Consider the following 26,526-nt stretch of genomic DNA (forward strand, 5'->3'; position numbering starts at 1 on the left):
ATGCGCTGAGATGGTCACGATGGCGGCGAAGGCGTCAGGCCGTGGCCCGGCACTGTCACTACCGACGACGATGTCATTCGTTGGAGGGGCGGTCCCGCAAGACCGCCCCTGACGTTCCAGCAGCCCACTACACTCCCGGCGATGCCTGTGACCAGGCAAGATAGCGAAACGCTGCTGGAGTACTAAGGGGTTTCGTTCGGATCAGCCCGGGTCCGGCCGGCTCACTTCTGGAGTATCGACAGGTCCTCCTCGGTGCGCGGGACCGAGACCGTGCCACGGTCGTCGGCGAGGGTCTGGACGGTGAAGGCCGCGACGTCGCCCTCGGTGGCGGCGAGGGTGCGGGAGGCGTAGACCGGGCCGCCGGAGACGGGCTCCACCGTGAGGGCGTACGTGCCCTTCAGGCCCGCCGGGACGGGTGCGTCGACGTTCTGGGTGGTGCCGGCCTTCAGGGTGTAGGTCCTGGTCGCCGGGGTGCCGCCCTCGCTGCCCGCGGAGGCGGTGACCTTCACCGTGGCGGTGCCGTCGGGCGCCGCCAGGGCGAGGGTCGTGCCCTTGGCGCTGTTGTCGGCCGCGGTCGCGCGCGTGCCGACGGCGGCGGTGGCCGGGATGAACGCCGTCTCCTTCCGGTCGCCCTTGCCCCGGACCACCTGGAGGGCCGCGACGACCGGGACCGTGCGGTCGGTGGGGGTGAGGACCACGGAGCCGGCCTCGCCGCGGGTGACGTCGCCGAGGTCGACCGCCGCCGTCATGCCGGCCTTCACGTGCAGGGTCTCGTTCCCGGCGGGGGTGATCAGTCCGCCCGGCGAGGCGAGGCGGATCTTGAGGTCGGCGTCGTCGTCGCCGTGCGTGAAGGCGATCAGGCGCACGTCGGTGGCGTCCTTCGGGATGCCGGGCAGGACGAGGCTGCCGGAGGGCTCCGCGGCGGCCAGCCAGTCGCCGCCCGCCTTGTCGTCGAGCGCCTGCACGGCCGCGCCGAGCCGTCCGCCGCGCACGACGACGTGGACGGTCAGGTCGGTCTGCCGCTCGTCGGTGAGCGTGGACAGCAGGATCGCCTCGCTCGCGTGCGGCTTCACGGTGAGGTTCTCGCCCAGCGGGGACTTGATCTCACCGTCCTTGCCGTACAGCTCGATGTCGACCACGGCGGCGGAGTCGTCGGGGTTGGTCAGGTGGACGTAGTCGGTGCGGCCCGCGGACGTGGCGACGCCCGGGAACCAGAACTCGGTGTCGGCGCCGGTGCAGTTGACGCCCTGGAGGCCGCGGCCGGTGCCGGCGGCGACCTCGGTGGTCTCCTGGACGGTCCAGCCGGGCGCGAAGGCGCCGTCCGCGGTGCCGATCAGCGCGGGCGCCTCGGCGCCGGAGGTCTCACCGGTGACCGGCTTGCCCGGTGCCTCGGGCGTGAGCAGGGGCTCCTCGGCCTTCTTCCCGGCGCCCTTGCCGGCCTTGCCGGCCTTGCCGCCCTTGCCGCCGCCCGGCCCGTCCTCCGCCGCCTGTCCGTCGGCCGCCCGGAGCCGGGCCGCGCCGCCGCTCGCGGCGCCCTGGGTGGCGGGGCTGAACGAGGTGTACGTCGTGTCGGCGATGTCCGACATGCTCGGCGCCGGGCAGAGCAGGCCGGTGCGCTCCACGGGCAGGCGGGCGGCCGCCTCGGGCGCGGCTCCGGAGGCGGCCGGCGGATCGAGCGCGGCGAACGCGGTGACGGCGGCCAGCGCGGTCGTACCGGCGAGCAGGGACAGGGTGGTGCGGTTCACTGCTGGCTCCCGTCGGGGTGCTGGCTGCCGGTGCCGTGGGGGTGCTGGGCCTGGTCGTAGCCCTGCTGGGCGGGGTCGTACGCCGGGTCGTAGCCCTGCTGCCGGTAGTCCGCCGGGTCGTACGGCAGCGGTTCGGCGGTGCCCTGCCGGTAGGCGTACGGGTCGTAGGGGGCGCCCTGGTAGGCGTCGGGCTGCTCGTACGCCTGCTGGTCGTAGCCGGTCGCGGCCCGGTAGGGGTCGCCGTGGCCCTCGTACCCGGCCGGTGCGTACGCGGCCGGGTCCTCCTCCCAGTCCCGCTCCGGTGCGGCCGGGGGGACCTCCGTGCCGTACGCCTGCTGCCGGGGGACGGCGGCGGCCGGGGGCTGGCCGGGGTAGGCGGGCGCGTCGGGTTGGCCGGGGTACGCGGGCGTGCCGGACTGGTCCGGGTAAGCGGGCGCGCCGGGCTCGTCCGGGTAGGCGGGGGTGCCGGGCCGGTCGTCGGCGGGGGTCTCCTCGGCCTGGGCGCGCAGGCGGCGGGCGCGGCGGCCCTCGCCCGCGGCGGCCGGGGCGGGTACGGGCTGCTCCTCGGGCAGGTCGTCGTCGACGTCGCGGCGGCGGCCGGGCAGGGCGAGGACGACCAGGACGACGGCGAGCGCGCCCTGCGCCCAGAGCCAGGCGGTGCGGGTGACCGGGGCGTCGTAGGTGAGGTCGAGCCGGCCTCCGGCGGAGGGCAGCCGGAAGCCCTGGGCCCAGCCGTCGACCGTGGTGGGAGTGAGCGGCTTGCCGTCGAGGGTGGCCGTCCAGCCGTCGGCGGCGCTGTCGGCGAGGCGCAGCACGCGGCTGCCGTCGCCGGCCGGGATCGTGGTGTGGATCTCGACCGGTCCCGCGGTGACCGGCTGCGGCTCGCCGGAGCCGTCGGCGGGGACGACGGCGGCGCGGGCGACCTGCTGGTCGACGCGCCACAGGGCGCTGCCGTCCTGCTGGCTGAGCCGGGACAGGCCGGGGGTGGCGTCGAGGATCCGGGCGATCTCGCGGGGGGCGCCCTTGTGGACGAGGACGTACCGCACGGCGAAGCCGCCGAGTTCGTCGGCCTGGTCGGCACCGGAGCCGGCGACCAGGTTGGCGACGATCTTGTCCAGGTGGGTGTCGGTGCCGCGGGCGGCGGTGAGTTCGGCGTCGCCCATGCGGGCGCCGGCGCCGCGGACCAGGCTGTAGCGCACGCGCGCGGTGGAGTCGCTGTCCAGGACCAGGGTGCGGGCCTGGCCGCCGCCGGTGGTGTCCTCGGCGACGAACGCGGGCACCTGGGCCGGGGTCCGGCGCTCCAGGGGGCCGTCCGCGCCGCCGAGCATCCAGCCGGCGGCGACGAGCAGCGGGCCGGCCGCCGAGGCGAAGGCGATCAGGGCGGCGACGGGCTGGCGCCAGCCGAAGCTCTGCTCGGCCACGCGTGCGCGTGCTCCGTCGGCGCCGAGGGCCGCGGCGGCCAGCAGGGCGATGCCGTAGACGAGGGTGGCCGGCCCGGCCCAGGCGGACTTGTTGGACAGCACCGCGAGGACGAGGCCGGTCAGGGCGACGGCCCACGCGGTGCGGATGCCGAGCTGCCGTTCGGAGCGCAGCAGGGCGGCGAGCGCGGCGAGCACGATGCCGGCGAGCATCAGGCCGTGCACGGTGCCGGGGCCGCCGGGGGAGGCGCCGAGCAGGTCGAGCGCGGAGGCGGCCGAGGGGCCGTACTCCAGGCCGGCCTCCTGGAAGAAGCCGGTCGGGAGCAGGGTCAGCGACCACGGGGCGAGGACCAGCAGGGGCGTGCCGAGCTGGGCGAGGAAGCGCAGGCCGTGGGCGACGAGGTCGCGGCGGCGCAGCACGAGCACGCCGAGCCCGAGCAGCAGCGCGAGGGGCCAGACGACCGGTGTGAAGGCGGTGGCGACGGTCAGCAGCAGCGCGTACGCCCAGGTGGCGCGCCAGCTGCCGCGGGTGCCGGCGCGGCCCGCGAGGCCGCTCGCGGCGATGCCCGCGCGCGCGATGAGCGGCAGGAGCACGGCGAGGACTGCGGTGCCGATGCGGCCGCCGGCCAGGGCGCCGGTGGTGGCGGGCAGGAAGGCGTAGGCGGTGGCGGCCCAGGCGCGCAGCAGCCGGGAGGTGACCAGGGGCCGGGAGGCGAAGTAGGCGGTGCATCCGGCGAGCGGCACCGAGCAGACCAGCAGGAGGGTGACGGCAAGGCCGGTGGAGCCGAACAGGAGCGAGGCGAGGGTCGCGACGAGGGCCAGGTAGGGCGGTGCGGACGCGGTGCCGCCGGTGCCCGCCGGGTGCCAGCCGTCCAGGTAGCGCGACCACAGGTCGCCCGCGTCGCCCGGGGCGGGCAGCAGGGCTCCGCCGGCGAGCGCGCCGCCGCCGAGCAGGGCGCGGCAGGCGACGAGGGAGATGAGGAGCAGCGCGAGGAAGAGCACCGGTCCGGGTCTGCGGGCGATCCGCTTGAGCCGGGCGAACTGCTCGACCTCCAGGAACTCGGCGTCGTCGCCGCCGGGTCCGGACTCCACGGCGCCGCCGTGCCGGCCGGCCGAGGAGGTCTCGGCCTCGGTGTCGCGGCTGAGGCTGCCGGCGATCTGCTCGACGGTGGCCCGGACGGTGGCGCCGGGCGGCGGGAACAGCCCGCGCAGTTCGTCCTTGTCGATCCGCGCGGTACCGCGCCGGCGCCGGGCGGCGAGGATCCGCTCGGGCCGCAGCAGGACGCCCAGCAGGCCGCGGATCTCGTCGACGGCCTGGCCGGGGACCTTGCCGACGAGGTAGGCGAGGGTGCGCAGGACGGTGCCGAGGACGAGCCGCAGCAGCACCCACGGCAGCGCCGCGGTACGGGTGTTGGCGAGCAGGGTGTAGACGGCGCCGGCCTTGTCGACCTTGTGCGGGGAGGCGGTGGTGCGGCCGGCGCAGTCGACCGTGCGGCGTTCGCGGGAGGCGGCCTCGGCGTGCCGGACGACCGCGTCGGGGGCGATCAGCACGCGGTAGCCGGCCGCGTGGGCGCGCCAGCACAGGTCGACGTCGTCCCGCATGAGGGGCAGCCGGCGGTCGAAGCCGCCGAGCTGTTCGAAGACGTCGCGCCGGACGAGCATGCCGGCGGTGGAGACGGACAGCACGCCGCGGACGTGGTCGTGCTGGCCCTGGTCCTGCTCGCGGCGGTCCAGACCGGTCCAGCGGCGGCCGGAGTGGGCGATGGAGACGCCGACCTCCAGCAGTTGGCGCCGGTCGTACCAGCCGCGGAGTTTGGGGCCGACGATCGCGACGTCGTCGCGGCCGAGTTCGAGTTCGTTGTCGACGACCCGCAGGAGCTGGGCGAGGGCGCCGGGCTCGGGGGCGCAGTCGTCGTGCAGCAGCCACAGCCACTGGACCGGTTCGCCGTGCGGCAGTTCGGGCAGGTCGTAGGCGTCGTCGCGCCACGTCCGCGTGGCGGGGTCCCAGCCGCTGGGGCGCTTGAGGTACGGGAGGTCCTCCGGGGTGAGGACGGGCGCGGTGCGGCTCGCCTCCTCCACGGCCTGGCCGAAGCCGGTACGGCGGGCGAGGTGCAGGACGCCCGCGTCGCCGAGGGCGTCGCCGAGCAGTTGGGCGGAGTGGTCCGCGCTGCCGGTGTCGGCGGCCACCGCGTACTGGACGGGGCGCTCCTGGCCGAGCAGCCCGGCGAGCGCGTCGGGCAGCCAGCGGGCGCCGTCGTGGGAGACGAGGACCGCGGTCACCACGTGGCGCGGGGACTCGGGCGGGCGGGACGGGTCAAACACGGCGGTGGCAGCGTCGTGTCGGGCTGCCGCATGGCTGTGCACGGACATCGAGGTACGGGCCCCGGTTCGGTGGACTGCGGTGGACGACCGCGCCTCCTCGTGCGTCGAGGGGACGGCGGGGCGTCTCGGACGAGCGCCCACACTATCGGCTGCCCATGACGAGGGCCCGCCGCCTGTGGACAACCCACCGGTGACGGGCCGTTCGCGATGTCCTCGCGGCTGGGCGTACGTGTCTCACGGGTGCGCGTGGACGTCCGGGTGCCGCACGCGCGGGTGCCGCCGTCTCAGATGGCGGCCTTCTTGAGGCGGCGGCGCTCGCGCTCGGACAGGCCGCCCCAGATGCCGAAGCGCTCGTCGTTGGCGAGGGCGTACTCGAGGCATTCGGAGCGGACCTCGCAGGCGAGGCAGACCTTCTTCGCCTCTCTGGTGGAGCCGCCCTTCTCGGGGAAGAAGGACTCGGGGTCGGTCTGGGCGCACAGCGCGCGCTCCTGCCAGCCGAGTTCCTCGTCCGCGTCGTCGACCAGCAGTTGCTGCACCAGCTCGGTCATGTGCGCCCCTCGTCTGTCTTTCGCGTCCCCGTGCGTAGCCGCCACCGAATCCGGCTGAACGACACGAGTGAAATTACAAGTGTGCTGCTCCGGGCGAGTCAAGCCGAGATCTGCTATTGAGCCCGTTATTCACTCTGCGGAACCAAGGCCGTGCGGAAAGTGTTCAAATCGGCATAAACCTCGACCCTCAGCCGGGCGCACGGGGGCGATCGAACCCCGCACAGGTCTCCGCACGGGGGAAGACGTCTCCGTGTTCGTTCGCGTTCCGCGAGCCCATGGCACCCGGATGTGCCCCATGTGTCCCGACACCCCCCTGAGCAAACCTTTCCCCTCTCGCATGACCCGGATGAGGTGAAACATGTCCCACATGGCGGGCACGGAGTTGACAGTGCGGGTGTGAACCGATGTGCTGTTGGGCATGCTCGCGAACTTGGCGCCCGCCTCGACCCGCACCGCCGGGTCCCTCGGTGCCGCCCGCGCGCGCTGTAGCTGTTGCTGCTGTCCCAGCTGTTGAGCCACGTCCGCTCCGGCTGTCCCCGAGTCCCCCACGGCTCGGTCGCGTCTCCCGCTCCCCGAACCCGTTCCGGGGCGCCCCCGCCCGCCCGTGACCCGGGCGGACCGCACGCGTCACCCCCGCTCCGGCCCCCACTCTTCCGCCGAGGACCACCGCACCCGATGAACAGCGACAACGACCTCCAGATCGCCGGCGACATCCTCGAGGTCCCGCACCTGCTCCAGCCGCCGCGCGAGCACCCGGCCACCGTCGCCGAGTTCGTGGGCCTCGCCCGCTCGATCGCCGCCGACCGCGACCGGTGGGCCCACCTGGTCCGGTACGACGCCACCACCCGCTGGTACCACCGGCTGCGCACCGGCCCCGGGTACGAGGTGTGGCTGCTGTCCTGGGTGCCCGGGCAGGGCAGCGGGCGGCACGACCACGGGCGCTCCTCCGGCGTCCTCACCGTCCTGGAGGGCACCCTCACCGAGCGCACCGGGCGCGGCACGCGCACGCTGGGGGCGGGCGTCCAGCGGGTGTTCGCGCCGGGGTACGTCCACGAGGTCGTCAACGACGCGCTGGTGCCGGCGGTCAGCCTGCACGTGTACCACCCCGGGCTGACCGAGATGCCCATGCACGCCTCCCCGCACTGCGAGGCGCGTCCGGTGGCCACCTGACGCCCACGGGCCCGCCCTGCGGCTGACACACTGTCGCCATGCGCATTGTGGTTCTGGCAGGCGGTATCGGCGGTGCCCGTTTCCTTCGCGGCCTGAAGCGGGCCGCGCCGGACGCGGACGTCACGGTCATCGGCAACACCGGCGACGACATCCACCTCTTCGGGCTGAAGGTGTGCCCGGACCTGGACACGGTGATGTACACGCTGGGCGGCGGCATCAACGAGGAGCAGGGCTGGGGACGGGACGGGGAGACCTTCCACCTCAAGGAGGAGCTGGCGGCCTACGGGGTCGGGCCGGAGTGGTTCGGGCTCGGCGACCGGGACTTCGCCACGCACATCGTGCGGACGCAGATGCTCGGCGCCGGCTTCCCGCTGAGCGCGGTCACCGAGGCGCTGTGCGAGCGCTGGAAGCCGGGCGTGCGGCTGATCCCGATGACCGACGACCGGGTCGAGACGCACGTGGCCGTCGAGGTGGACGGCGAGCGCAGGGCCGTGCACTTCCAGGAGTACTGGGTGCGGCTGCGCGCCTCCGTCCCGGCCGAGGCGATCGTCCCGGTCGGGGCCGAGCAGGCGAAGCCGGCCCCGGGCGTGCTGGAGGCCATCGCCGAGGCGGACGTGATCCTCTTCCCGCCGTCCAACCCGGTCGTGTCCGTCGGCACGATCCTCGCCGTGCCCGGCATCCGCGAGGCCATCGCCGACGCGGGTGTGCCCGTGGTCGGCCTCTCCCCCATCGTCGGGGACGCGCCCGTGCGCGGGATGGCCGACAAGGTGCTCGCCGCGGTCGGCGTGGAGTCCACGGCCGCGGCGGTCGCCGAGCACTACGGCTCCGGCCTGCTGGACGGCTGGCTGGTCGACACCGTGGACGCGGGCGCGGTCGGGCGGGTCGAGGCGGACGGCATCCGCTGCCGGGCCGTACCGCTGATGATGACCGACGTGGACGCGACCGCGCAGATGGCGCGGGAGGCGCTGGCGCTGGCCGAGGAGGTGCGGGAGGCGTGAGCCGAGCGGTGTCCGCCGGGACGGAGGAGCGGCCGGAGTACCGGGTCTGGGCCCTGTCCGGCCTGCCCGAGGTGCGGCCGGGCGACGACGTCGCCAAGCTGATCACCGCGGCCGGGCCGGAGCTGGCCGACGGGGACGTGGTGATCGTCACGTCGAAGATCGTCTCCAAGGCCGAGGGCCGGGTCGTGCGGGCCGCCGACCGGGAGGCCGCGATCGACGCCGAGACGGTCCGGGTCGTGGCCCGGCGCGGCACCCTGCGCATCGTGGAGAACCGGCAGGGCCTGGTCATGGCCGCCGCTGGGGTCGACGCCTCCAACACCCCGGCCGGGACGGTGCTGCTGCTGCCCGAGGACCCGGACGCCTCCGCGCGCGCGATCCGGGCCGGCCTGCGCGACGCCCTCGGCGTCGACGTCGGCGTCCTCGTCACCGACACCTTCGGGCGCCCCTGGCGCGCGGGGCTCACGGACGTGGCGATCGGTGCCGCCGGAGTGCGCGTGCTGGACGACCTGCGCGGTGGCACCGACACCCACGGCAACCCGCTGAACGCGACCGTCGTCGCCACCGCGGACGAACTCGCCGCCGCCGGTGACCTGGTCAAGGGCAAGGCGGCCGGGCGGCCGGTGGCCGTCGTCCGCGGCCTGGCCCACATGGTGCGGCCGGCGGCCGACGGCGCGGCCGACGGCGCCGCGGAGGGCGCGCGGGCGCTGGTGCGCGCCGCCGCCGACGACATGTTCCGCCTCGGCACCTCCGAGGCGGTCCGGGAGGCCGTGACCGGGCGCCGCACCGTCCGTGCCTTCACCGACGACCCCGTCGACCCCGGCGCGGTCCGCCGCGCGGTGGCCGCCGCGGTCACCGCGCCCGCTCCGCACCACACCACGCCCTGGCGGTTCGTGCTCCTGGAGTCGCCGGAGTCGCGGGTGCGGCTGCTCGACGCGATGCGGGACGCCTGGATCGCCGACCTGCGCCGGGACGGCAAGAGCGAGGAGTCGATCGCCAGGCGGATCCGCCGCGGTGACGTGCTGCGCAACGCGCCGTACCTGATCGTGCCCTGCCTCGTCATGGACGGCTCGCACACCTACGGCGACACCCGCCGGGACGGTGCCGAGCGGGAGATGTTCGTGGTCGCGGCCGGCGCCGGCGTGCAGAACCTGCTGGTCGCGCTGGCCGGGGAGCGGTTGGGGTCGGCCTGGGTGTCGTCCACGATGTTCTGCCGGGACGTGGTGCGCGAGGTGCTGGAGCTGCCGGCGGACTGGGACCCGATGGGCGCGGTGGCGGTCGGCCGGCCGGCGCAGGAGCCGGGTCCGCGGCCGGCCCGGGACGCGGGGGCGTTCGTCGAGGTGAGGTGAGACACCCCGGGGGCCGCGTGGCCAGGGCCTTCCGTCCGGTTCGGGCCGCCCGTGCGGACGGCAGGCCCTAGTCTCTTAGGACAGCCCCCGCAGCCCCTTGGACCTCACCCGTGGCAGGACGTTTCGCCCCGCACTCCGGCCGCGCCACCGCGCGCGCCGGGCAGGCGGCCGTGCCCGCCGCCGGGATACCGCGGCAGGCGGCGCCCGCACGGGTGCGGCGGTGGTCCCCGGCCGGGCCGCTCGACCTCGGGCTGACCCTCGGGCCGCTGCGCCGCGGGCCCGCCGACCCGGCGTTCCGGGCCACCCCGGACGGGTCCGTGTGGCGGGTCTGCCGCACGCCCGCCGGGCCCGGCACGCTGCGGGTGCGCGCGTACGGCGGCGAGGTGCTCGGCGAGGCGTGGGGCCCGGGCGCCGACTGGCTGCTGGACGGGCTGCCCGGGCTGCTCGGCGCGGCCGACGACCCGGACGCCTTCGTGCCCCGGCACCGGTTGCTGGCGCTGGCCCGGCACCGGCGGCCGGGGCTGCGGCTGACCCGGACCGGTCTGGTCCTGGAGTCGCTGATCCCGTCGGTGCTGGAGCAGAAGGTCACGACCGTCGAGGCGTACGCGGCGTGGCGGACGCTCCTGCGGACCTTCGGGGAGCCGGCGCCGGGGCCCGCGCCCGCGCGGATGCACGTCGTGCCGGAGCCCCGGACCTGGGCGCTGATCCCCTCCTGGGAGTGGCACCGGGCCGGGGTCGACGACAAGCGGGCGTCGACGGTCCTGCGGGCCGTGCGGGTCGCCGCGCGGATGGAGGAGGCGGCCGGGATGACGCCGGCCGCCGCCCGGGCGCGGCTGGAGGTCGTACCGGGGATCGGGCCGTGGACGTCGGCGGAGGTGGTGCAGCGCAGCCACGGCGCGCCGGACGAGGTCACCGTGGGAGACCTCCACCTGCCGGGGATCGTGGGGTGGGCGCTGGCCGGGGACCGCACCGCGGACGACGCCGCGATGCTGCGGCTGCTGGAGCCGTACGCGGGACAGCGGCACCGGGCGGCCCGGCTGATCCTGCTCAGCGGACGGGTGCCGCCCCGCCGGGCGCCGCGGATGTCGGTCCGGGACATCGGCCGCCTGTGAGGGGCGGGCCGCGCCGCGGCACCGGGGCGGCGGGCGCGCCCACGAGAAGCTCTTGCTGAGGTTCCGGGCGGACCGACCGGCCCGTACGACGGTCCGGTCCGCGCCCGACGCCTTGAGCCGGTCCTCGCCGCGCTCGGCGCCCTCCTCACCGCGGCCGGGGAGCGGGATCGGGCGGCGCGCGCCCTCGCGGACGGCCAGGTCGCAGAACGCGCCGGCCGCTTCGGCGGCCCCGGGGAAGGCCGGGTCGGGGTGGTGGGTGACGTGGACGGCCGCGGCCCCGTCGAGCGCGGGCTCCCGGGTGCCGGGGTCCTCCCGGCGGAAGGGCGGTCTCCCGGCGCGTGCTCCAGTCCGGACCGTCATGTCGTCGCTCCGTGTGGTCCTGTGATCAGTCAACGGCAGCGGGACGGCGACGGCCATGGCCATGACGCTCGGACGCACGAGCGGGCGTCCACGACCGGCACCGCCACGAGCAAGCGGCCGGGGCGGACGCCCGCCCGGGCGCCTACCGGTCGGAGGAGAACCGCACCGCACCGGCCGGGATGCGGGCGTCGCACCAGACCCGTACGCCGTCGCGCAGTTCGTTGTCGGCGCCCACCACCGCGCCGTCGCCGACGACCGTGCCGGTGAGGACGGAGCGTTCGCCGACGCGGGCGCGGCTGCCGATGAGGGAGTCGGTGACGACCGCGCCGGGTTCGATGACGGCGCCGGGCAGGATGGTCGAACCGGAGACCCGCGCGCCCCGGGCCACGCACGCGCCCTCGCCCACCACCGTGCCGCCGGTCAGCTTGGCGTCCGGCGCCACCCTGGCCGTGGGCAGGACGAGGCGGTCGCCGCGGCGGCCGGGGACGGCCGGCGAGGGGGCGCGGCCGAGGACCAGGTCGGCCGAGCCGCGCACGAAGGCGGCCGGGGTGCCGAGGTCCAGCCAGTAGGTGGAGTCGACCATGCCCTGGAGGTGGGCGCCGGCCGCGAGCAGGCCGGGGAAGGTCTCGCGTTCGACGGAGACCGGGCGGCCCGCCGGGATCGTGTCGATGACCGAGCGGCGGAAGACGTACGCCCCCGCGTTGATCTGGTCGGTGACGATCTCCTCGGGTGTCTGCGGCTTCTCCAGGAAGGCGAGGACGCGGCCGGCCGGGTCGGTGGGGACGAGCCCGTAGGCGCGCGGGTCGCTCACCTTGGTCAGGTGCAGGGAGACGTCCGCGCCCGTCGACGCGTGGGTGTCCACCAGGGCCCTGATGTCCAGGCCCGTCAGGATGTCGCCGTTGAAGACCAGTACCGGGTCGTCGGGGCCGGAGTGCAGGCGGGAGGCGACGTTGCGCAGGGCGCCGCCCGTGCCGAGGGGCTCCTCCTCCGTCACGTACTCCAGGTGCAGGCCGAGCGCGGAGCCGTCGCCGAAGTGGGGCTCGAAGACCTCGGCCAGGTAGCTGGTGGCCAGGACGACGTGCTCGACGCCCGCCGCCCGCACCCGCGCCAGCTGGTGGGTGAGGAACGGCACTCCGGCGGCCGGGACCATCGGCTTGGGGGTGTGCACCGTGAGCGGCCGCAGCCGGGTGCCTTTGCCGCCGACCAGGAGGATCGCTTCTGTCACCTGTCGTCTCTGCTTCCTGCCGGGACCGGCCGTACTACTCGTCGACTCTCGTTTCGGCCGGTCAGTGTATGCAGACCGGGCGACGACGCCTTCGACGGCCGCGCGGTGTCCCGCGAGATCGGCGTGCGGTTTCGCCCGGCCGGCCCCGCCGCGGCCGTGCCCCGTGCGGCGGACGCGGACCGCGGCCCCGGCGCCGCCGGTACCGGGCCGCGCCGGAGCGGACCGCGCCGAGCCGGGCGTGGCGCCGCCTGCCGGGGCATCCGGTGGCGAAACCGCCCCGATCGCCCGCAATCATGTCCAGCCGTACGTTCCCACCCTCGGGGAGAGATATCCACCAGGAGCTGCTTCCACCGTCCGGCCCGGGGCATGCCCTTGCGCCCCGGACCGGCGCCGCGGTGCCCGCGCGTACCCTGTGCCGGGTGAACGCCACCGATCGCACCCCTGCCGACCTGCTGGCATCCGCGCTCGCCGCGGACCCCGGCCGCCCGCTGGTGACCTTCTACGACGACGCCACGGGCGAACGCGTCGAACTCTCCGTGGCCACCTTCGCCAACTGGGTTGCCAAGACCGCCAATCTCCTCCAGGGCGACCTGTCCGCCGGACCCGGCGACCGCGTCGCGCTGCTGCTGCCCGCGCACTGGCAGACGGCGGTGTGGCTGCTGGCCTGTTCCTCGGTGGGCGCGGTCGCGGACGTCGGCGGCGACCCGGCGGCGGCCGACGTCGTCGTGAGCGGGCCGGACACGCTCGACGCCGCGCGCGCCTGCACCGGCGAGCGCGTGGCACTGGCACTGCGGCCGCTCGGCGGCCGCTTCCCGCAGGCGCCGCCCGGGTTCGCCGACTACGCCGTGGAAGTGCCGGGCCAGGGCGACCGGTTCGCGCCGTTCGCCCCGGTGGACCCGGAGGATGCGGCGCTCATCGTCGCCGGGCGGGAGTTCAGCGCGGCGGAGGTCGTCGAGCGCGCCTCGTCCGACGCGGGCGGCCTGGGGATCACGGGCCCCGGTTCGAGGCTGCTGTCCGGGCTGCCGTACGACACCTGGGAGGGGCTCAGCGCCGGCCTGTTCGCACCGCTGGCCACCGGCGGGTCCGTGGTGCTGTGCCGGCATCCGGAGCGGGCGGACGACGAGACGCTGGCCAAGCGGATCGAGAGCGAGCGGGTGACCTCGGTACGCCGGTGACCCGGCCGCCGTCCGGAGCGGTGCGAGACGCGCGGTCCGGGGCCCGCACCGCCCCTCCCCCGTCCCCGGGAGGCCGTTCGACCGGCCGGCGGCGGTCGTCGTCCCGGAGAATTCACAGGAATTTCCCGGCGGGGACACAGGGGCGGGGCGGCCGGGAAGACCCTTCGCCCGCCCCGGCGTTCCCCGCACGGCCGCCGTCGAACCCGCCTGCGGGTAAGGCGTTCACCAAGTCGGGGAACTTCCGCTCCGAAAATAGGGTGGATTGCCCGGTTGTAGGGAGATGGAATTCGTCACCGGCGTCGCTCGACGCCGAACTGGGCGGATAGTGTGAGCGATCCGGTGCCCTGGCCGCGAGGTCCTTCCTGGGGTCGTGCACTGTTTCACCGAGACCCGAGCGCCTTAAGGGGAAGGCGCCGCGTGGCCCCGACGGAGGATTCGGACAACCGTGGACGCGCAAGGCCGTGGGCGGGCGGACAACATCGACCCCGCCGACCAGTGGGTACTCAACCCGGACACCGGCGAATACGAGCTGCGACTGGGTCCTTCCGCAGCGCAGTCGCCGGTGCCCGGCCAGCGCGGACCGTCGCCCCGGGACGGGGACGGCGCGGCGGCCGGCCGTGCGCGCCGGAAGGCCGCCGAGGAGCGGCCCGGGGACGGGGAGACCCCGAAGAAGACGCCCCGGGCGCGCGGCACCGAGGTGCCGGCGCCGCGCTCGGCGCGGCGGCGGGGCGGCGAGCCGGAGGCACCCCCGGGCCGGCGCGCCTCGCGGCGGCCGGCGAAGAAGAAGTCGAGGACGAAGAAGGTGCTGCTGTGGACCGGCGGGTCCATGGCCTTCGTGCTGGTCGCCGTGTCGACCGCCGGCTACCTCTACATCAAGCACCTGAACGACAACATCACGTCCGTGTCCGACGACGGGGCCAGCACCGGCGGTTTCCGCAAGGACGAGGCGATCAACATCCTGCTGATCGGCACCGACAAGCGCACCGGCAAGGGCAACGAGGGCTACGGCGACGCGGGCAGCGTCGGCCATGCCGACACCACGATCCTGCTGCACGTCTCCAAGGACCGGTCCAACGCGACCGCGCTGAGCATCCCGCGCGACATGGTCGTGGACGTCCCGGACTGCCCGACCCAGCAGGACGACGGCAGCGAGAAGGTCATCCCGGGCACCCGGAACGTCCGCTTCAACGAGAGCCTCGGGCAGGACGACCGGACGCCGAGCTGCACCATGCGCACGGTGACCGCGCTGACCGGGATCAAGCCGGACGACTTCATGGTCGCCGACTTCAACGCGGTCAAGACGCTGACCGAGGCGGTCGACGGCGTCGACGTCTGCCTGGGCAAGGACATCGACGACCCGGACTCGCACCTGAAGCTGTCCAAGGGCACCCACAGGATCTCCGGTGAGCAGGCGCTGGCGTTCGTGCGCACCCGGCACTCCGTCGGCTTCGGCGGCGACCTCAGCCGCATCGGCCTCCAACAGCAGTTCCTGGGCGCGCTGATGCGCAAGCTGAAGGGCAACGCCACGCTCACCAGCCCGACGAAGATGATGAACCTGGCGGAGGCCGGCACCAAGGCGCTGACCGTCGACGACCAGTTGGACAGCATCGGCAAGCTGAAGGACCTGGGCCTGGAGCTGGGCAAGCTCGACCCGAAGAACCTGGCCTTCACGACGGTGCCGGTCAAGGACAACCCGGCGGACGGCGCCGTGCGCAAGACGGTGATCCTCGACCAGGCCCTGGCCCCGCCGGTCTTCGACGCCATCCAGAACGACGTCTCCTTCACCGACGTGAAGAAGAAGCGCAAGGCGCAGAAGGACGCCCTGGCGGCCCGGCTCAAGGGCACCAAGGCGCCCGCCTCCGACGTGCGGGTGCGCGTCCTCAACGGCGGGGCCGAGACGGGCAGCGCCCAGGCGGTGCTCAACTGGCTCCAGAACAGCCAGGGCGTGGCCAAGTCGGAGAACGGCGGCAACGCCCCGGCCGCACTGGCGAAGACCACGCTGGAGTACGCGCCCGACCAGGCGGCGCAGGCCCGTCGGCTGGCCGCCATCATGGGCCTGTCCGGGGCGGCGATGAAGCCGGGCGAGAGCGTCGACAACGCCCAGGGACTGCCGGCCATGACGCTGACGCTGGGCATGGACTTCAAGGGTGCCGGGATCTCCCTCACCCCGCCCACGAAGGCACCGAACGTCACCAAGTCCACGGCCGACAAGGTTCAGTGCGCGCAATAGGTAACCCATGGGGCCCGTCGTGCGTCTAACGGGGCGCGGGGCGGGCCCGTTGCTTGGCGCGAGGGTGGGGAGGGCGGGGAGTTGGCGCAGAGCGAGGTGCGTGGGGACGCTCCGGCGGTCGAGGACACGGTGGCGCTCACGGCGGGGAGACCGGACCCGCCGGCCGGCCGGCGCCGCGGGGGGCGGCGGGCCGGGAAGCAGACGGCGACAGACCCGCGGCGGCGCAGACGGCGCGTGCTGCGCTGGTCGGCGACGGTGCTGGCGGTGGTGATACTCGGCACCGCGGGCGCCGGGTACCTGTACTACCGCCATCTCAACGGCAACATCCAGAAGGGCGCCCGGGCCAACGGCGACGACTCCAAGGCCCGCAGGACCGCGCCGAACGCGGCCGGCCAGACCCCGCTGAACATCCTGCTCATCGGCTCCGACAGCCGCAACAGCGCGGAGAACCTGAAGCTCGGCGGCAGCAGGAACCACGCCGGGGACCCGCCGCTCGGCGACGTGCAGATGCTCATCCACCTCTCGGCGGACCGCAAGAGCGCCTCCATGGTGAGCATCCCGCGCGACACCCGGGTGGACATCCCCGAGTGCAAGGACCCGGAGTCCGGCAAGGTGTATCCGCCGACCAACGACATCATCAACGTCAGCCTGGCCCGCGGCGGCGCCGGTTGCACGCTGCTCACCTGGGAGAACCTCACCGGGGTCTACATCGACCACTGGATGACGATCGACTTCGCGGGCGTGGTGCGGATGGCGGACGCGGTCGGCGGCGTCGACGTCTGCGTGCGGCAGAACGTCTGGGACCGCCCGACGGCCACCGTCTCCGGCGGGTCCGGGCTGAAGATGACCGCCGGCACCCACAAGGTCCAGGGCAAGCAGGCCCTCCAGTGGCTGCGCACCCGGCACGCCTGGGGCGACGACCTGATGCGGGCCCGCGCCCAGCACATGTACCTGAACTCGATGATCCGCACGCTGAAGAAGCAGAACGTGTTCACCGACACCGGGCGGCTGATGGACCTGGCCGAGGCGGCCACCAAGTCGCTGAAGGTGTCCGAGGAGATCGGCACCGTCAAGAAGCTCTACGACCTGGGCACGCAGCTCAAGTCGGTGCCGTCCGACCGCATCACCTCGGTCACCATGCCCAACAACCGGGACCCGCAGGACGGCAACCACGTCGTGCCGGACAAGCCCAACGCCGACAAGATGTGGGAGATGCTCCGGGACGACGTGGCGTTCGACAAGAACGGCGGCCCCGCCGAGGCCGGGAAGGCCCCGGTGAAGGCCGCGCCGGTCGCGCAGCCCTCGCTCGCCCCGGACCGGCTCGGGGTGCTGGTGCAGAACGCCACCCGGTCCGCCACCGAGGCCGCGGTGCCGCAGCGGGCGTCGGTGATCGGCCGGGAACTCGTGGAGAAGGGCTACGCGCGGGCCCAGGCCGACACCTCCGGGAGCCTGGCCGAGGAGAAGACCCTCGTGCGCTACCCGAGCGCGGACCTGGAGGGCGACGCCGAGGCCGTGGCCAAGGCGCTCGGGATCCCGGTGAGTTCGGTGCAGAAGTCCACCGACGTGTCCGGGGTCACGGTCGTCGTCGGCGCGGACTGGCGCGAGGGCACGCGGTACCCGAAGCGGTCCGCGCCGAAGGCCGGCGACCTGCCCGCCAACTCCGACGCCGTCAACGGCTCGGACACCTCCACGTGCATGGACGTGTACAGCGTCTACCGCTGGTAGGCGGACGCCGCGGACGCGAAGGGCCCCTCCCGGCGGGGAGGGGCCCTTCGTCCGTGTGTCAGGCGGCGTCGACGACCGCGGGCCGCCGGGAGGCGACGACCCGGCGCGCCAGCGACTTCGGGCTGGTCAGGAAGCCCCAGCCCCAGGACATGTGCATGGTGGCGAGGGCGACCGGGATCCGCAGCCGGGCCGCCGGCGGCAGCCCCCGGCCGGCCGGGACGGAACCGGCGACGATCGCCGCCAGGTAGCCGCCCGGGACCACGAGGCCCCACGGGGTCAGCACCGCGCCGACGACCAGGCCCGCCGCCACCGCGCACACCGCCGCCGGCGGGGCGAGGTAGCGCAGGTTGATGGAGCCGGCGTGGTAGCGGGCGACGACGTGCCGCCAACGGCCGTAGTCCTTGTACTGCTTGGCCAGCGCGCGCACGGACGGCCGCGGCCGGTACGACACCTTCAGCTCGGGCGAGAACCAGATCAGGCCGCCCGCCTCGCGGATGCGGAAGTTCAGCTCCCAGTCCTGGGCGCGGATGAACTCCTCGTTGTAGCCGCCCTGCTGCTCCAGCGCCTCGCGGCGGAAGACGCCGAGGTACACGGTCTCGGCGGCGCCGGCCCGGCCGCCGGTGTGGAAGGCCGCGTTGCCGACGCCGATGCGCGACGTCATCGCGGCGGCGACCGCGTGCTCCCAGTCGTTCTCGCCCTCGGCGTGCATGATGCCGCCGACGTTCTGCGCACCGGTCTCCGCCAGCAGGCGGACCGCGGTGGCGATGTAGTCCGGCGAGAGCATGCCGTGTCCGTCGACGCGGACCACGACCGGATGCCGGGAGGCCTTGATCGCCGCGTTCAGCGCCGCGGGCGTACGGCCGGTCGGGTTGGGCACGGTGTGCACGCGCGGGTCTTCGCGGACCAGCTCGGCGGCGATCTCGTCCGTGCGGTCCGAGGACGGACCGAGGGCGATGACGACCTCCATCTCGCCGGCGTACTCCTGCGCGAGGATCGCTTGGACGGCCCCGCGCAGATGCCGCTCCTCGTTGAGGACGGGCATGATCACGGACACTGCGGGGAGCCGCACGTCGGGCTTGGCGTTCATAGGGGCCTCACGTTACCGCGAACGGGGGACACCGGTGCGCGCCGCCGGGCCTTGGGCGCGGGCTGGAGATCGTATCGGCCTACTGTGCTTCCGGTTCCCGCGTACGGCCCCGTCCGGAGGTGTGTCCCTTGCCCAGCCCGCATCGGCCCCCGGCGCCCGCGCGGCGCCCTCCGCAGCCGCCCCGCCGTGTGCCGCACCAGCCGGAGCGGCGCGCACGGGCTGTCCGGCCGGTCCGGCCGCCTCGGCGGCCGCGCTGGGCCATGCGGGCGATCACCACCCTGTCGGTGGTGGTGCTCGCCTCCGCCGGGATCGGGCACGCGGTGGTCAGCAGCCTGGACGCGGGCATCGCCCGGATCGACGCCTTCAAGGACATGAAGAACCGGCCCCGGGCCGGCCACGGCATGAACGTCCTGCTGGTCGGCACCGACGGCCGGGACCGGATCGGCGAGCGGGAACGGCGCGCCTACCGGCTGGGCGGGCAGCCCTGCCACTGCACGGACACGATGATGATCGTGCACATCTCGGAGGACCGGGAGCGGGCCACCGTGGTGAGCCTGCCGCGCGACTCCTACGCCGAGGTGCCCGCGCACGTCGACCGGAACTCGGGGCACCGGCACGGTCCCCACCCGGTCAGGCTCAACGCGGCGTACGCCGAGGGCGGGCCCCCGCTGACGATCCGCACGGTCGAGAACATGACCCATATGAAGATCGACCACTACCTGGAGGTCGACTTCACCAGCTTCATGCGGACCGTGGACGTGCTCGGCGGGGTCAGGATCTGCACGCCGACGCCGCTGAAGGACCGGTTCACCGGCCTCGACCTCGCCGCCGGCACGCACACCCTCCGGGGCGGGCAGTCGCTCCAGTACGTGCGCGCCCGGCACGTCGACGGGGGCAGCGACCTGGGCCGGATGAAGCGGCAGCAGCGGTTCCTGGCCGCGCTGCTGGAGCGGGCGACCTCCTCGGGCGTGCTGCTGAACCCGATGCGGTTCCGGGACGTGACCCGGGCGGTGCTCGGCTCGGTCCGCGCCGACGCCGGGTTCGGCACCGACGAGCTGCTCGACCTCGGCCGGGCGATGCGGAGCTTCTCGCCGTCCTCCTCGGAGTTCGCCACCGTGCCCATCGGGAAGCTGGACTTCCAGGTCAAGGGCGTCGGGTCGACCCTGAGGTGGGACCAGGCGAGGGCGGACGGGCTGTTCGGGGCGCTGCGCGAGGACAGGCCGCTCACCGCGGACCGCCCGCACGGCGGCAAAGCGCCCGCTCCGGTGCCGGTGGAGGTGGCGCCGGACACCGTACGGGTCCAGGTGGCGAACGGCACCGGCACGGCCGGGCTGGCCAAGCGGATCGACGCGGCTCTCGCCGCGACCGGCTTCGCCACCACCCGCCGGCCGGTGACCGCCCCCGCGCACGTGCCGCACACCGTGATCTCCTACGACCCCCGCTGGGACCGCTCCGCGCAGTCCCTGGCGGCGGCCCTGCCGGGCAGCGAGCTGCGCGCGGCGCCGGGCCAGGGGCCGCTGCTGGAGGTGACGGCCGGCGCCGACTTCAGGGCCGTCCGCGCGGTGCGCTTCGACGACCCGGCCCGGCCGCAGCAGAGCGCGGTGCGGGGCAGCGACGTGGTGTGCTGAGCGGCGGCGCCGGACGGCCGCCGCAGCGCGCGGTCCGGGGCCGGCGGGGCGGCCCCGGTCTCAATCCTCGATGCCCTCCGCCGCCCGCTGCTCGCGCAGCTCGCGGATCGCCCGGCGGCGGGCCAGGCGGTGGGTGCGGCGGATCTGCGCCTCCTGGCAGCGGCGGCGGTCGCGTTCGGTCTCCGGTATCACCGGCGGCACCCGGCGCGGCGTGCCGTCGGCGTCCACGGCCGTGAAGACCAGGTAGGCCGAGCCGACCTGGGTGGCCGGCGCCGACTCGTTCCAGCGCTCGGCGAGGACGCGCACGCCGACCTCCATGGAGGTCCGGCCGGTCCAGTTCACCTGCGCCTTCACATGGACCAGGTCGCCCACGCGGACCGGCTCCAGGAAGGCCATCTCGTCCATCGACGCGGTGACGGCGGGGCCGCCGGAGTGCCGGCCGGCCACCGCGCCCGCCGCGTCGTCGACCAGCTTCATGATCACCCCGCCGTGCACCGTCCCCAGCAGGTTGGTGTCGCTGTGCGTCATGATGTGGCTGAGGGTGGTGCGCGAGGCGGACGTCGGCTTGCCCGGGATGTCCGTTTCCACTTGCGTGGCCTGGTCTGTCATGCCCTCCACCTTATGCCGAGGCTCATTCGCGGAATTTGTGTCGTCTTCGCAACAGCGGCGCCCTGATTTTCCGACAGGGCTTGTGGAGCACACCTGGCCGCCCGGCACACTGGGGCGCATGAATGACTGGCCCGAGGGATGGTCCGACGAGAACCGCGGCCCGCGCTACGGACGCGGCAGTGCCGGCGCGCAGCCGGAGGGGGCCCGCGTGATGCGTCAGGTGCGGCGCGGCCCGGGGGCGCCCCCGCAGGGGGCCGGTGTGCCGCGGCAGCCGTCGTACGTCGACGGCCGCGGCGACGACGGCGGTTACAACACCGGCCAGGTCTACGGCGCCCCCGGCGGCCGCGGACCGGGCGCTCCGGCGGACGGACGGGACCGCGCCCCGCGCCCCGCGCCGAACTGGCGGCGCCGGATCAAGTGGACCGCGATCACCCTGGCCACCGTGCTGGTCGTCACCTCGGTCGCGACCTACTTCTGGGCCGACTCCAAGCTGCGCCGCGAGGTGGACCTGTCGAAGGTGATCGACAGACCGGAGTCGGGTGACGGCACGAACTACCTGATCGTCGGTTCGGACAGCCGCGAGGGCATGTCCAAGGACGACGAGAAGAAGCTGCACACCGGCGGTGCCCCGGGCAAGCGCACCGACTCGATGATGATCCTGCACGTCGGCGGCAACGGCGACACGCTGATCTCGCTGCCGCGCGACTCGGACGTGGTGGTGCCGTCGTACGAGGGTTCGACGTCCGGCAAGGTCTACCCGGCGCAGGGCCGGCACGCGAAGCTGAACGCGACCTACGCCGAGGACGGGCCGACGCTGCTGGTCCGGGCGATAGAGGCCAACACCGGACTGCGCATCGACCACTACGTGGAGATCGGCTTCCAGGGCTTCGCCGGCATCGTGGACGCGGTCGGCGGTGTCGAGATCGACATCGACAAGGGCTTCAAGGACAAGTGGTCCGGCGCCGACTTCGAGGCGGGCAAGCAGACGCTGGACGGCCAGCAGGCCCTCGCCTTCGTCCGCACCCGGCACGCGTTCGCCGCGTCCGACCTCCAGCGCACCAAGAACCAGCAGAAGTTCCTGGCCGCGCTGGCCCACCAGGTGGCCACCCCGTCGACGATCCTCAACCCGTTCAAGTTCTACCCGACCATGGGCGCGGGCCTGGACTCCCTGATCGTCGACGAGGACATGTCGCTGTGGGACCTCGCCTCCATGTTCTGGGCGATGAAGGGCGTCAGCGGCGGTGACGGCACCTCGATGAACATGCCGATCTCCGGCTCCGTCGGCGGCAACCTCGTCTGGGACAAGACGAAGGTGAAGACCCTGGTGGACCAGTTGAACAAGGACGAGAAGGTCACGGTCACCGGCGACTAGCCGGCCGCCGTACGGGCATCCGGGGGCACTCGCGCGCGGCGCGGGTGCCCCCGTGCATTCCCGGGCCGGTCCGGTCACATGCCGGCGCCGGCCATCGCCCGGCAGGTCTGCGCACAGCGGCGACACGCCTCCGCGCAGCGCATCAGCTGCTGGTCGTCCGGCATGGCCGTACACGCCTCGGCGCACATGTCGCACACCTTGGCGCAGAGCGCGCACATCTCGGCGGACATGGGCGAGCGGCGCATCATCATGTCGGAGCACATGCGGGTCGCCTCGGAGCAGTCCATCAGCGCGCGCATGATCTGCATCTGCTGCTGGCCGCCCTTCTGCATGCAGGAGCTCATGGTCTCCTCGCACATGCTGTGGCAGCTCATGCAGGCCTCGATGCACTCCTGCATCTGCTGGGTCAGGGCGGGCATCATCTGCGACTGGGTCATGGTTCCTCCTCGGACGGCGAGGGCCCCGGGGCGGGCCCCGTCTGCTTCCGTCCTACGTCCGCACGCCCGCCCCCGCATGTGACCGACCGGTCGGCAGGTGCGCCCGCGGAGCGGAAAGGCGCCCCCGCGAGGGAGGCGCCTTTCCCTGAGCTGCCGGCGGACCGCGCGGCCGCTACGGCAGGTTGCGGGCCATCACGATCCGCTGCACCTGGTTCGTGCCTTCATAGATCTGGGTGATCTTCGCGTCGCGCATCATGCGCTCCACCGGGTAGTCGCGGGTGTAGCCGTAGCCGCCGAGGAGCTGGACGGCGTCCGTGGTGACCTCCATCGCGATGTCCGAGGCGAAGCACTTGGCGGCGGCGCCCTGGAAGGTGAGGTCGGCGTCGCCGCGCTCGGAGGCCGCGGCGGCCTGGTAGGTCAGCGCCCGGGCGGCCGCGATCTTCATGGCCATGTCGGCCAGCATGAACTGGACGCCCTGGAAGTCGGCGATCGGCTTGCCGAACTGCTTGCGCTCCTGGACGTAGCCCTTGGCGTAGTCGAGGGCGCCCTGCGCGACACCGAGCGCCTGGGCGGCGATGGTGATGCGGGTGTGGTCGAGGGTCTTCATCGCCGTGGCGAAGCCGGTGCCCTCCGCGCCGATCATGCGGTCGGCGGGGATGCGCACGTTGTCGAAGTAGACCTCGCGGGTCGGGGAGCCCTTGATGCCGAGCTTCTTCTCCGGGGCGCCGAAGGAGACGCCCTCGTCCGACTTCTCCACGACGAAGGCGGAGATGCCCTTGGAGCGCTTCTCGGGGTCGGTGACGGCCATCACCGTGTAGTAGTCGGAGACGCCCGCGTTGGTGATCCAGCGCTTCACGCCGTTGAGGATCCAGTGGTCGCCGTCGCGGACCGCCTTGGTCTTCATGCCGGCCGCGTCCGAGCCCGCGTCCGGCTCGGAGAGGCAGTACGAGAACATCGCGTCGCCCTTGGCCAGCGGGCCCAGGTACTTCTTCTTCAGCTCCTCGGACCCGGAGAGGATCACCGGGAGCGAGCCGAGCTTGTTCACGGCGGGGATGAGGGAGGAGGAGACGCAGGCGCGGGCCACCTCCTCGATCACGATGACCGTGGCCAGCGCGTCGGCGCCGGCGCCGCCGTACTCCTCGGGGACGTGCACGGCGTGCAGGTCGTTCGCCACGAGGGCGTCCAGCGCCTCCTGCGGGAAGCGGGCCTCCTCGTCCACCGCCGCGGCGTACGGGGCGATCTTCGCCTCGACCAGGGCGCGGACGGCGTCGCGGAGCATGTCGTGCTCCTCGGACGGGCGGTACAGGTCGAAGTCAGCCGATCCGGCCACGGTCTCTCACGCTCCAAAGACGCAGTGATACTGACGCTAATTACCGTTAAGTAACTCAAATTTTAGAGGGCAGCCCGCAGCACGCATACGTGAGCTACGCGACAGCGGGGAAAATGCCCGCGGGACGGCCCGACTATGCTCGCTTCCGCATCACCGACGGACCCGAGCTGGAGCGCACCCTCATGAGCCTGAAGATCACCGTGATCGGCACCGGCTACCTCGGCGCGACGCACGCCGCGGCCATGGCGGAGCTGGGCTTCGAGGTGCTGGGCCTGGACGTCGTACCGGAGAAGATCGCCCTGCTGGAGCGGGGCGAGACGCCCATGTACGAGCCCGGTCTGGAGGAGTTGCTGCGCCGGCACGTCGCCGGGATCGAGGGGTCCACCGGGCGGCTGCGGTTCACCACGGACTGGGCCGAGGCCGGTGCCTTCGGCGATGTGCACTTCGTCTGCGTGAACACCCCGCAGAAGCACGGCGAGTACGCCTGCGACATGTCGTTCGTCGACGCGGCGATCGCCTCCCTGGCCCCGCACCTGCACGGCCCGGCCCTGGTCGTGGGCAAGTCGACCGTGCCGGTGGGCTCCGCCGAGCGGCTGGCCGCCTACCTCGCCGAGCACGCCCCGGCGGGCGGCGACGCCGAACTGGCCTGGAACCCGGAGTTCCTGCGCGAGGGCTTCGCCGTGCAGGACACCCTGCACCCGGACCGGATCGTGGTCGGCGTGCGCGGCGAGCGCGCGGAGAAGCTGCTGCGCGAGGTGTACGCGACGCCGGTGCGGGAGGGCGCCCCCTTCGTCGTCACCGACTTCCCGACGGCGGAGCTGGTGAAGACGGCGGCGAACTCGTTCCTGGCGACCAAGATCTCCTTCATCAACGCGATGGCGGAGGTGTGCGAGGCCGCCGGCGGTGACGTGGCGAAGCTCGCGGAGGCCATCGGGCACGACGACCGGATCGGCCGCAAGTTCCTGCGGGCCGGGATCGGCTTCGGCGGCGGCTGCCTGCCCAAGGACATCCGGGCGTTCATGGCCCGCGCGGGCGAGCTGGGCGCCGACCAGGCGCTGACCTTCCTGCGCGAGATCGACTCGATCAACATGCGCCGGCGCGGCCAGATGGTGGAGATGACCCGGGAGGCGCTGGGCGGGGACTCGTTCCTCGGCAAGCGCGTCGCGGTGCTCGGCGCCACCTTCAAGCCGGACTCGGACGACGTGCGGGACTCCCCCGCGCTGAACGTGGCCGGGCAGATCCACCTCCAGGGCGGCCAGGTGACGGTCTACGACCCCAAGGGCATGGGCAACGCCCGCAAGGTCTTCCCGACCCTGGGCTACGCCGACTCCGCCCGGGCGGCCGTCCGCGGCGCCGACGTGGTGCTGCACCTGACCGAGTGGCGGGAGTTCCGCGAGCTGGATCCGGCGGAGCTGGGCGAGGTGGCGGCGGCCCGGCTGCTGCTGGACGGGCGCAACACGCTGGACCCGGAGCTGTGGCGCCGGGCCGGCTGGACGTACCGGGCGATGGGCCGCCCGACCGCGTAGCCGTGCGGGGAGCGGGAACCCAGAGGGGACGCCGGTTCGGCCGAGGCTCAGTCGGCCGAACCGGCGCCTTCCCGCATTCTGCACCACGGGGCACCGGCCCGGCCGCCGGACCCCGCGCGCCGCTTCACGTCCCCCGGGCCCGGTAGCGGCGCATCTTCGCGCGGGCCCCGCACACCCGCATCGAGCACCAGCGCCCGCGGCCGGCGGGGCTGCGGTCGTAGTACGCCCAGTGGCAGGTGGCGGCCTCGCACGCCTTCAGGCGGGTCCAGGTGCCCGCGACCAGCGCCCCGGCGACGGCCGCGGCGATCCGGTTCGGCAGCGGGCCGGTGTCGGCGGGCGCGAGGCCGGCCGAGCCGTCCGCGCCGTCGACCGTGACGTACAGCGGGGCCCGGGCGAGCAGGGTGCCCAGCGGGGTCACCGCGCGGTGCGGCGGGTGGCCGGCGTGGGCGAGCAGGACGGCCCGCAGCGACTCGCGCAGTTCCCGGGCCCCGGCGAGCCCCGCCTCCGTGATCCCGAGGCGCGCGCGGCCCTCCGGTGTGTCCAGCGCGTCGGCGCCCGTCTCGATGTCCAGGGTGTTCACCAGGGCCTCGACCAGGGCCAGACCACCGGGAGCGGCCGATCTCTCGCTCATGGTTGCGACGTTACCCCCGGTGCGGGAGGATGCGGTAACCGTTACCGCATGAGAGGCCCTGGGGGTAACAACTCCGTGGGGTGTCACCAGGAGGTAGTCATGGCTCTCGCCAAGCTCGACGTCGTGGTGCTCGACTGTCCCGACCCGCGTGCCCTGGCCGGGTTCTACGCCGCCGTGCTGGGCGGCACGGCCGGGGAGGACTCCGAGGACGGCGCGTGGGTGGACCTGAAGGTGCCCGGCGGGCCGGCGCTTGCCTTCCAGCGGGCGCCCGGCTTCGTCCCGCCCCGGTGGCCCGCGGCGGACGGCTCGCAGCAGTTCCACCTGGACCTGGCCGTTCAGGACCTGGACGCGGCCGAGAAGGGGGTGCTGGAGCTGGGCGCGCGGCCGCTGGACGCGGAGGACCGGTCCCGCGGCTTCCGGGTCTACGCCGACCCCGCCGGGCACCCGTTCTGCCTCTGCGCCTGCTGAGCGGCCGCGGCGGGGAGAGGTGAACGGGGCGGCCGGGTCGTGGTACCCGGCCGCCCCGTCACGG

20 protein-coding genes are annotated in these 26,526 nt (G+C 74.1%); 11 read left to right on the top strand and 9 right to left on the bottom strand.

Features of this window, described 5'->3' with window-relative positions; genetic code table 11:
- Positions 1–221: 221 nt before the first annotated feature.
- The 3 genes from ACZ4K2_RS07460 to ACZ4K2_RS07470 all read right to left on the bottom strand — a co-directional run bounded on the left by ACZ4K2_RS07460 (position 222) and on the right by ACZ4K2_RS07470 (position 6,033).
- Positions 222–1,745, bottom strand: coding sequence for a DUF5719 family protein (locus ACZ4K2_RS07460; protein WP_467470501.1), 1,524 nt, complete (start codon positions 1,743–1,745; stop codon positions 222–224).
- The gene (locus tag ACZ4K2_RS07465; protein WP_467470503.1) at positions 1,742–5,533 is read right to left on the bottom strand and encodes a glycosyltransferase; all 3,792 of its coding nucleotides are present in this window, start codon (positions 5,531–5,533) and stop codon (positions 1,742–1,744) included. The genes ACZ4K2_RS07460 and ACZ4K2_RS07465 overlap by 4 nt, the downstream gene beginning before the upstream one ends.
- A 236-nt stretch (positions 5,534–5,769) precedes the next feature.
- A complete protein-coding gene (locus ACZ4K2_RS07470) occupies positions 5,770–6,033 on the bottom strand; it encodes a WhiB family transcriptional regulator (protein ID WP_010986447.1) in 264 nt (87 codons plus the stop codon).
- Positions 6,034–6,708: 675 nt separating this feature from the next.
- On the opposite strand from ACZ4K2_RS07470, the gene ACZ4K2_RS07475 reads away from it, so the two are divergent.
- From ACZ4K2_RS07475 to ACZ4K2_RS07490, 4 genes are all read left to right on the top strand, one after another.
- Positions 6,709–7,203 carry a cysteine dioxygenase gene (locus tag ACZ4K2_RS07475; protein WP_467470505.1) on the top strand — a complete coding sequence of 165 codons (495 nt, stop codon included), beginning with the start codon at positions 6,709–6,711 and terminating at the stop codon, positions 7,201–7,203.
- Positions 7,204–7,241: 38 nt separating this feature from the next.
- Positions 7,242–8,201, top strand: a complete 960-nt coding sequence (gene cofD, locus ACZ4K2_RS07480; protein WP_467470507.1) for a 2-phospho-L-lactate transferase — start codon at positions 7,242–7,244, stop codon at positions 8,199–8,201.
- Positions 8,198–9,547, top strand: coding sequence for a coenzyme F420-0:L-glutamate ligase (locus tag ACZ4K2_RS07485; RefSeq protein WP_467470509.1), 1,350 nt, complete (start codon positions 8,198–8,200; stop codon positions 9,545–9,547). The genes cofD and ACZ4K2_RS07485 overlap by 4 nt, the downstream gene beginning before the upstream one ends.
- Positions 9,548–9,657: 110 nt before the next feature.
- Entirely contained in the window at positions 9,658–10,659 is a 1,002-nt protein-coding gene (locus ACZ4K2_RS07490) for a DNA-3-methyladenine glycosylase family protein (protein ID WP_467470511.1), read from the top strand.
- A gap of 502 nt (positions 10,660–11,161) precedes the next feature.
- On the opposite strand, the gene manB is transcribed toward ACZ4K2_RS07490, so the two are convergent.
- Entirely contained in the window at positions 11,162–12,244 is a 1,083-nt protein-coding gene (gene manB, locus ACZ4K2_RS07495) for a mannose-1-phosphate guanylyltransferase (RefSeq protein WP_467470513.1), read from the bottom strand.
- A gap of 419 nt (positions 12,245–12,663) precedes the next feature.
- On the opposite strand from manB, the gene ACZ4K2_RS07500 reads away from it, so the two are divergent.
- The 3 genes from ACZ4K2_RS07500 to ACZ4K2_RS07510 all read left to right on the top strand — a co-directional run bounded on the left by ACZ4K2_RS07500 (position 12,664) and on the right by ACZ4K2_RS07510 (position 17,374).
- Positions 12,664–13,419 carry a TIGR03089 family protein gene (locus ACZ4K2_RS07500; RefSeq protein WP_467470515.1) on the top strand — a complete coding sequence of 252 codons (756 nt, stop codon included), beginning with the start codon at positions 12,664–12,666 and terminating at the stop codon, positions 13,417–13,419.
- A gap of 445 nt (positions 13,420–13,864) precedes the next feature.
- A complete protein-coding gene (locus ACZ4K2_RS07505) occupies positions 13,865–15,649 on the top strand; it encodes an LCP family protein (protein WP_467470516.1) in 1,785 nt (594 codons plus the stop codon).
- An 81-nt stretch (positions 15,650–15,730) separates the two neighbouring features.
- On the top strand, positions 15,731–17,374 hold the full coding sequence (locus tag ACZ4K2_RS07510; RefSeq protein ID WP_467470518.1) for an LCP family protein: 1,644 nt from the start codon (positions 15,731–15,733) through the stop codon (positions 17,372–17,374).
- A gap of 58 nt (positions 17,375–17,432) precedes the next feature.
- Here ACZ4K2_RS07510 and ACZ4K2_RS07515 read toward each other — a convergent pair whose 3' ends face one another.
- Positions 17,433–18,461, bottom strand: coding sequence for a glycosyltransferase family 2 protein (locus ACZ4K2_RS07515; protein ID WP_467470521.1), 1,029 nt, complete (start codon positions 18,459–18,461; stop codon positions 17,433–17,435).
- 128 nt (positions 18,462–18,589) lie between these two features.
- Here ACZ4K2_RS07515 and ACZ4K2_RS07520 point away from each other — a divergent pair, with 128 nt between their 5' ends.
- Positions 18,590–20,089, top strand: a complete 1,500-nt coding sequence (locus ACZ4K2_RS07520; protein WP_467470524.1) for an LCP family protein — start codon at positions 18,590–18,592, stop codon at positions 20,087–20,089.
- A 60-nt stretch (positions 20,090–20,149) separates the two neighbouring features.
- Here the strand turns inward: ACZ4K2_RS07520 and ACZ4K2_RS07525 are convergent, their stop codons facing one another.
- Entirely contained in the window at positions 20,150–20,698 is a 549-nt protein-coding gene (locus tag ACZ4K2_RS07525) for an acyl-CoA thioesterase (RefSeq protein ID WP_467470526.1), read from the bottom strand.
- Between the two features lie 118 nt (positions 20,699–20,816).
- Between ACZ4K2_RS07525 and ACZ4K2_RS07530 the strand changes: the two genes are divergently transcribed.
- Complete coding sequence (locus ACZ4K2_RS07530; RefSeq protein ID WP_467470528.1) at positions 20,817–22,070, top strand: LCP family protein; 1,254 nt, start codon at positions 20,817–20,819, stop codon at positions 22,068–22,070.
- Positions 22,071–22,144: 74 nt separating this feature from the next.
- On the opposite strand, the gene ACZ4K2_RS07535 is transcribed toward ACZ4K2_RS07530, so the two are convergent.
- Both ACZ4K2_RS07535 and ACZ4K2_RS07540 read right to left on the bottom strand, forming a co-directional pair.
- Positions 22,145–22,507, bottom strand: coding sequence for a four-helix bundle copper-binding protein (locus tag ACZ4K2_RS07535; RefSeq protein WP_467470530.1), 363 nt, complete (start codon positions 22,505–22,507; stop codon positions 22,145–22,147).
- 172 nt (positions 22,508–22,679) lie between these two features.
- Positions 22,680–23,837: an acyl-CoA dehydrogenase gene (locus ACZ4K2_RS07540; protein WP_467470532.1), complete on the bottom strand. Its 1,158-nt coding sequence runs from the start codon at positions 23,835–23,837 to the stop codon at positions 22,680–22,682.
- Between the two features lie 182 nt (positions 23,838–24,019).
- Between ACZ4K2_RS07540 and ACZ4K2_RS07545 the strand changes: the two genes are divergently transcribed.
- Entirely contained in the window at positions 24,020–25,363 is a 1,344-nt protein-coding gene (locus ACZ4K2_RS07545; protein ID WP_467471230.1) for a UDP-glucose dehydrogenase family protein, read from the top strand.
- A 124-nt stretch (positions 25,364–25,487) separates the two neighbouring features.
- On the opposite strand, the gene ACZ4K2_RS07550 is transcribed toward ACZ4K2_RS07545, so the two are convergent.
- Positions 25,488–25,994 carry a CGNR zinc finger domain-containing protein gene (locus ACZ4K2_RS07550; RefSeq protein ID WP_467470533.1) on the bottom strand — a complete coding sequence of 169 codons (507 nt, stop codon included), beginning with the start codon at positions 25,992–25,994 and terminating at the stop codon, positions 25,488–25,490.
- Between the two features lie 99 nt (positions 25,995–26,093).
- Between ACZ4K2_RS07550 and ACZ4K2_RS07555 the strand changes: the two genes are divergently transcribed.
- Positions 26,094–26,462: a VOC family protein gene (locus ACZ4K2_RS07555; protein WP_467470535.1), complete on the top strand. Its 369-nt coding sequence runs from the start codon at positions 26,094–26,096 to the stop codon at positions 26,460–26,462.
- Positions 26,463–26,526: the final 64 nt, after the last annotated feature.

The organism is Streptomyces sp. NPDC025833 (assembly GCF_055558055.1).

Bases quoted from the DNA above. Each gene is read 5' to 3' on its own strand.
- cofD (WP_467470507.1), top strand. From the start codon at position 7,242: ATGCGCATTGTGGTTCTGGCAGGCGGTATCGGCGGTGCCCGTTTCCTT.
- ACZ4K2_RS07515 (WP_467470521.1), bottom strand. From the start codon at position 18,461: ATGAACGCCAAGCCCGACGTGCGGCTCCCCGCAGTGTCCGTGATCATG.
- ACZ4K2_RS07470 (WP_010986447.1), bottom strand. From the start codon at position 6,033: ATGACCGAGCTGGTGCAGCAACTGCTGGTCGACGACGCGGACGAGGAA.
- ACZ4K2_RS07475 (WP_467470505.1), top strand. From the start codon at position 6,709: ATGAACAGCGACAACGACCTCCAGATCGCCGGCGACATCCTCGAGGTC.
- ACZ4K2_RS07555 (WP_467470535.1), top strand. From the start codon at position 26,094: ATGGCTCTCGCCAAGCTCGACGTCGTGGTGCTCGACTGTCCCGACCCG.
- ACZ4K2_RS07465 (WP_467470503.1), bottom strand. From the start codon at position 5,533: ATGTCCGTGCACAGCCATGCGGCAGCCCGACACGACGCTGCCACCGCC.
- ACZ4K2_RS07550 (WP_467470533.1), bottom strand. From the start codon at position 25,994: ATGAGCGAGAGATCGGCCGCTCCCGGTGGTCTGGCCCTGGTCGAGGCC.
- ACZ4K2_RS07545 (WP_467471230.1), top strand. From the start codon at position 24,020: ATGAGCCTGAAGATCACCGTGATCGGCACCGGCTACCTCGGCGCGACG.
- ACZ4K2_RS07530 (WP_467470528.1), top strand. From the start codon at position 20,817: ATGAATGACTGGCCCGAGGGATGGTCCGACGAGAACCGCGGCCCGCGC.
- ACZ4K2_RS07525 (WP_467470526.1), bottom strand. From the start codon at position 20,698: ATGACAGACCAGGCCACGCAAGTGGAAACGGACATCCCGGGCAAGCCG.
- ACZ4K2_RS07535 (WP_467470530.1), bottom strand. From the start codon at position 22,507: ATGACCCAGTCGCAGATGATGCCCGCCCTGACCCAGCAGATGCAGGAG.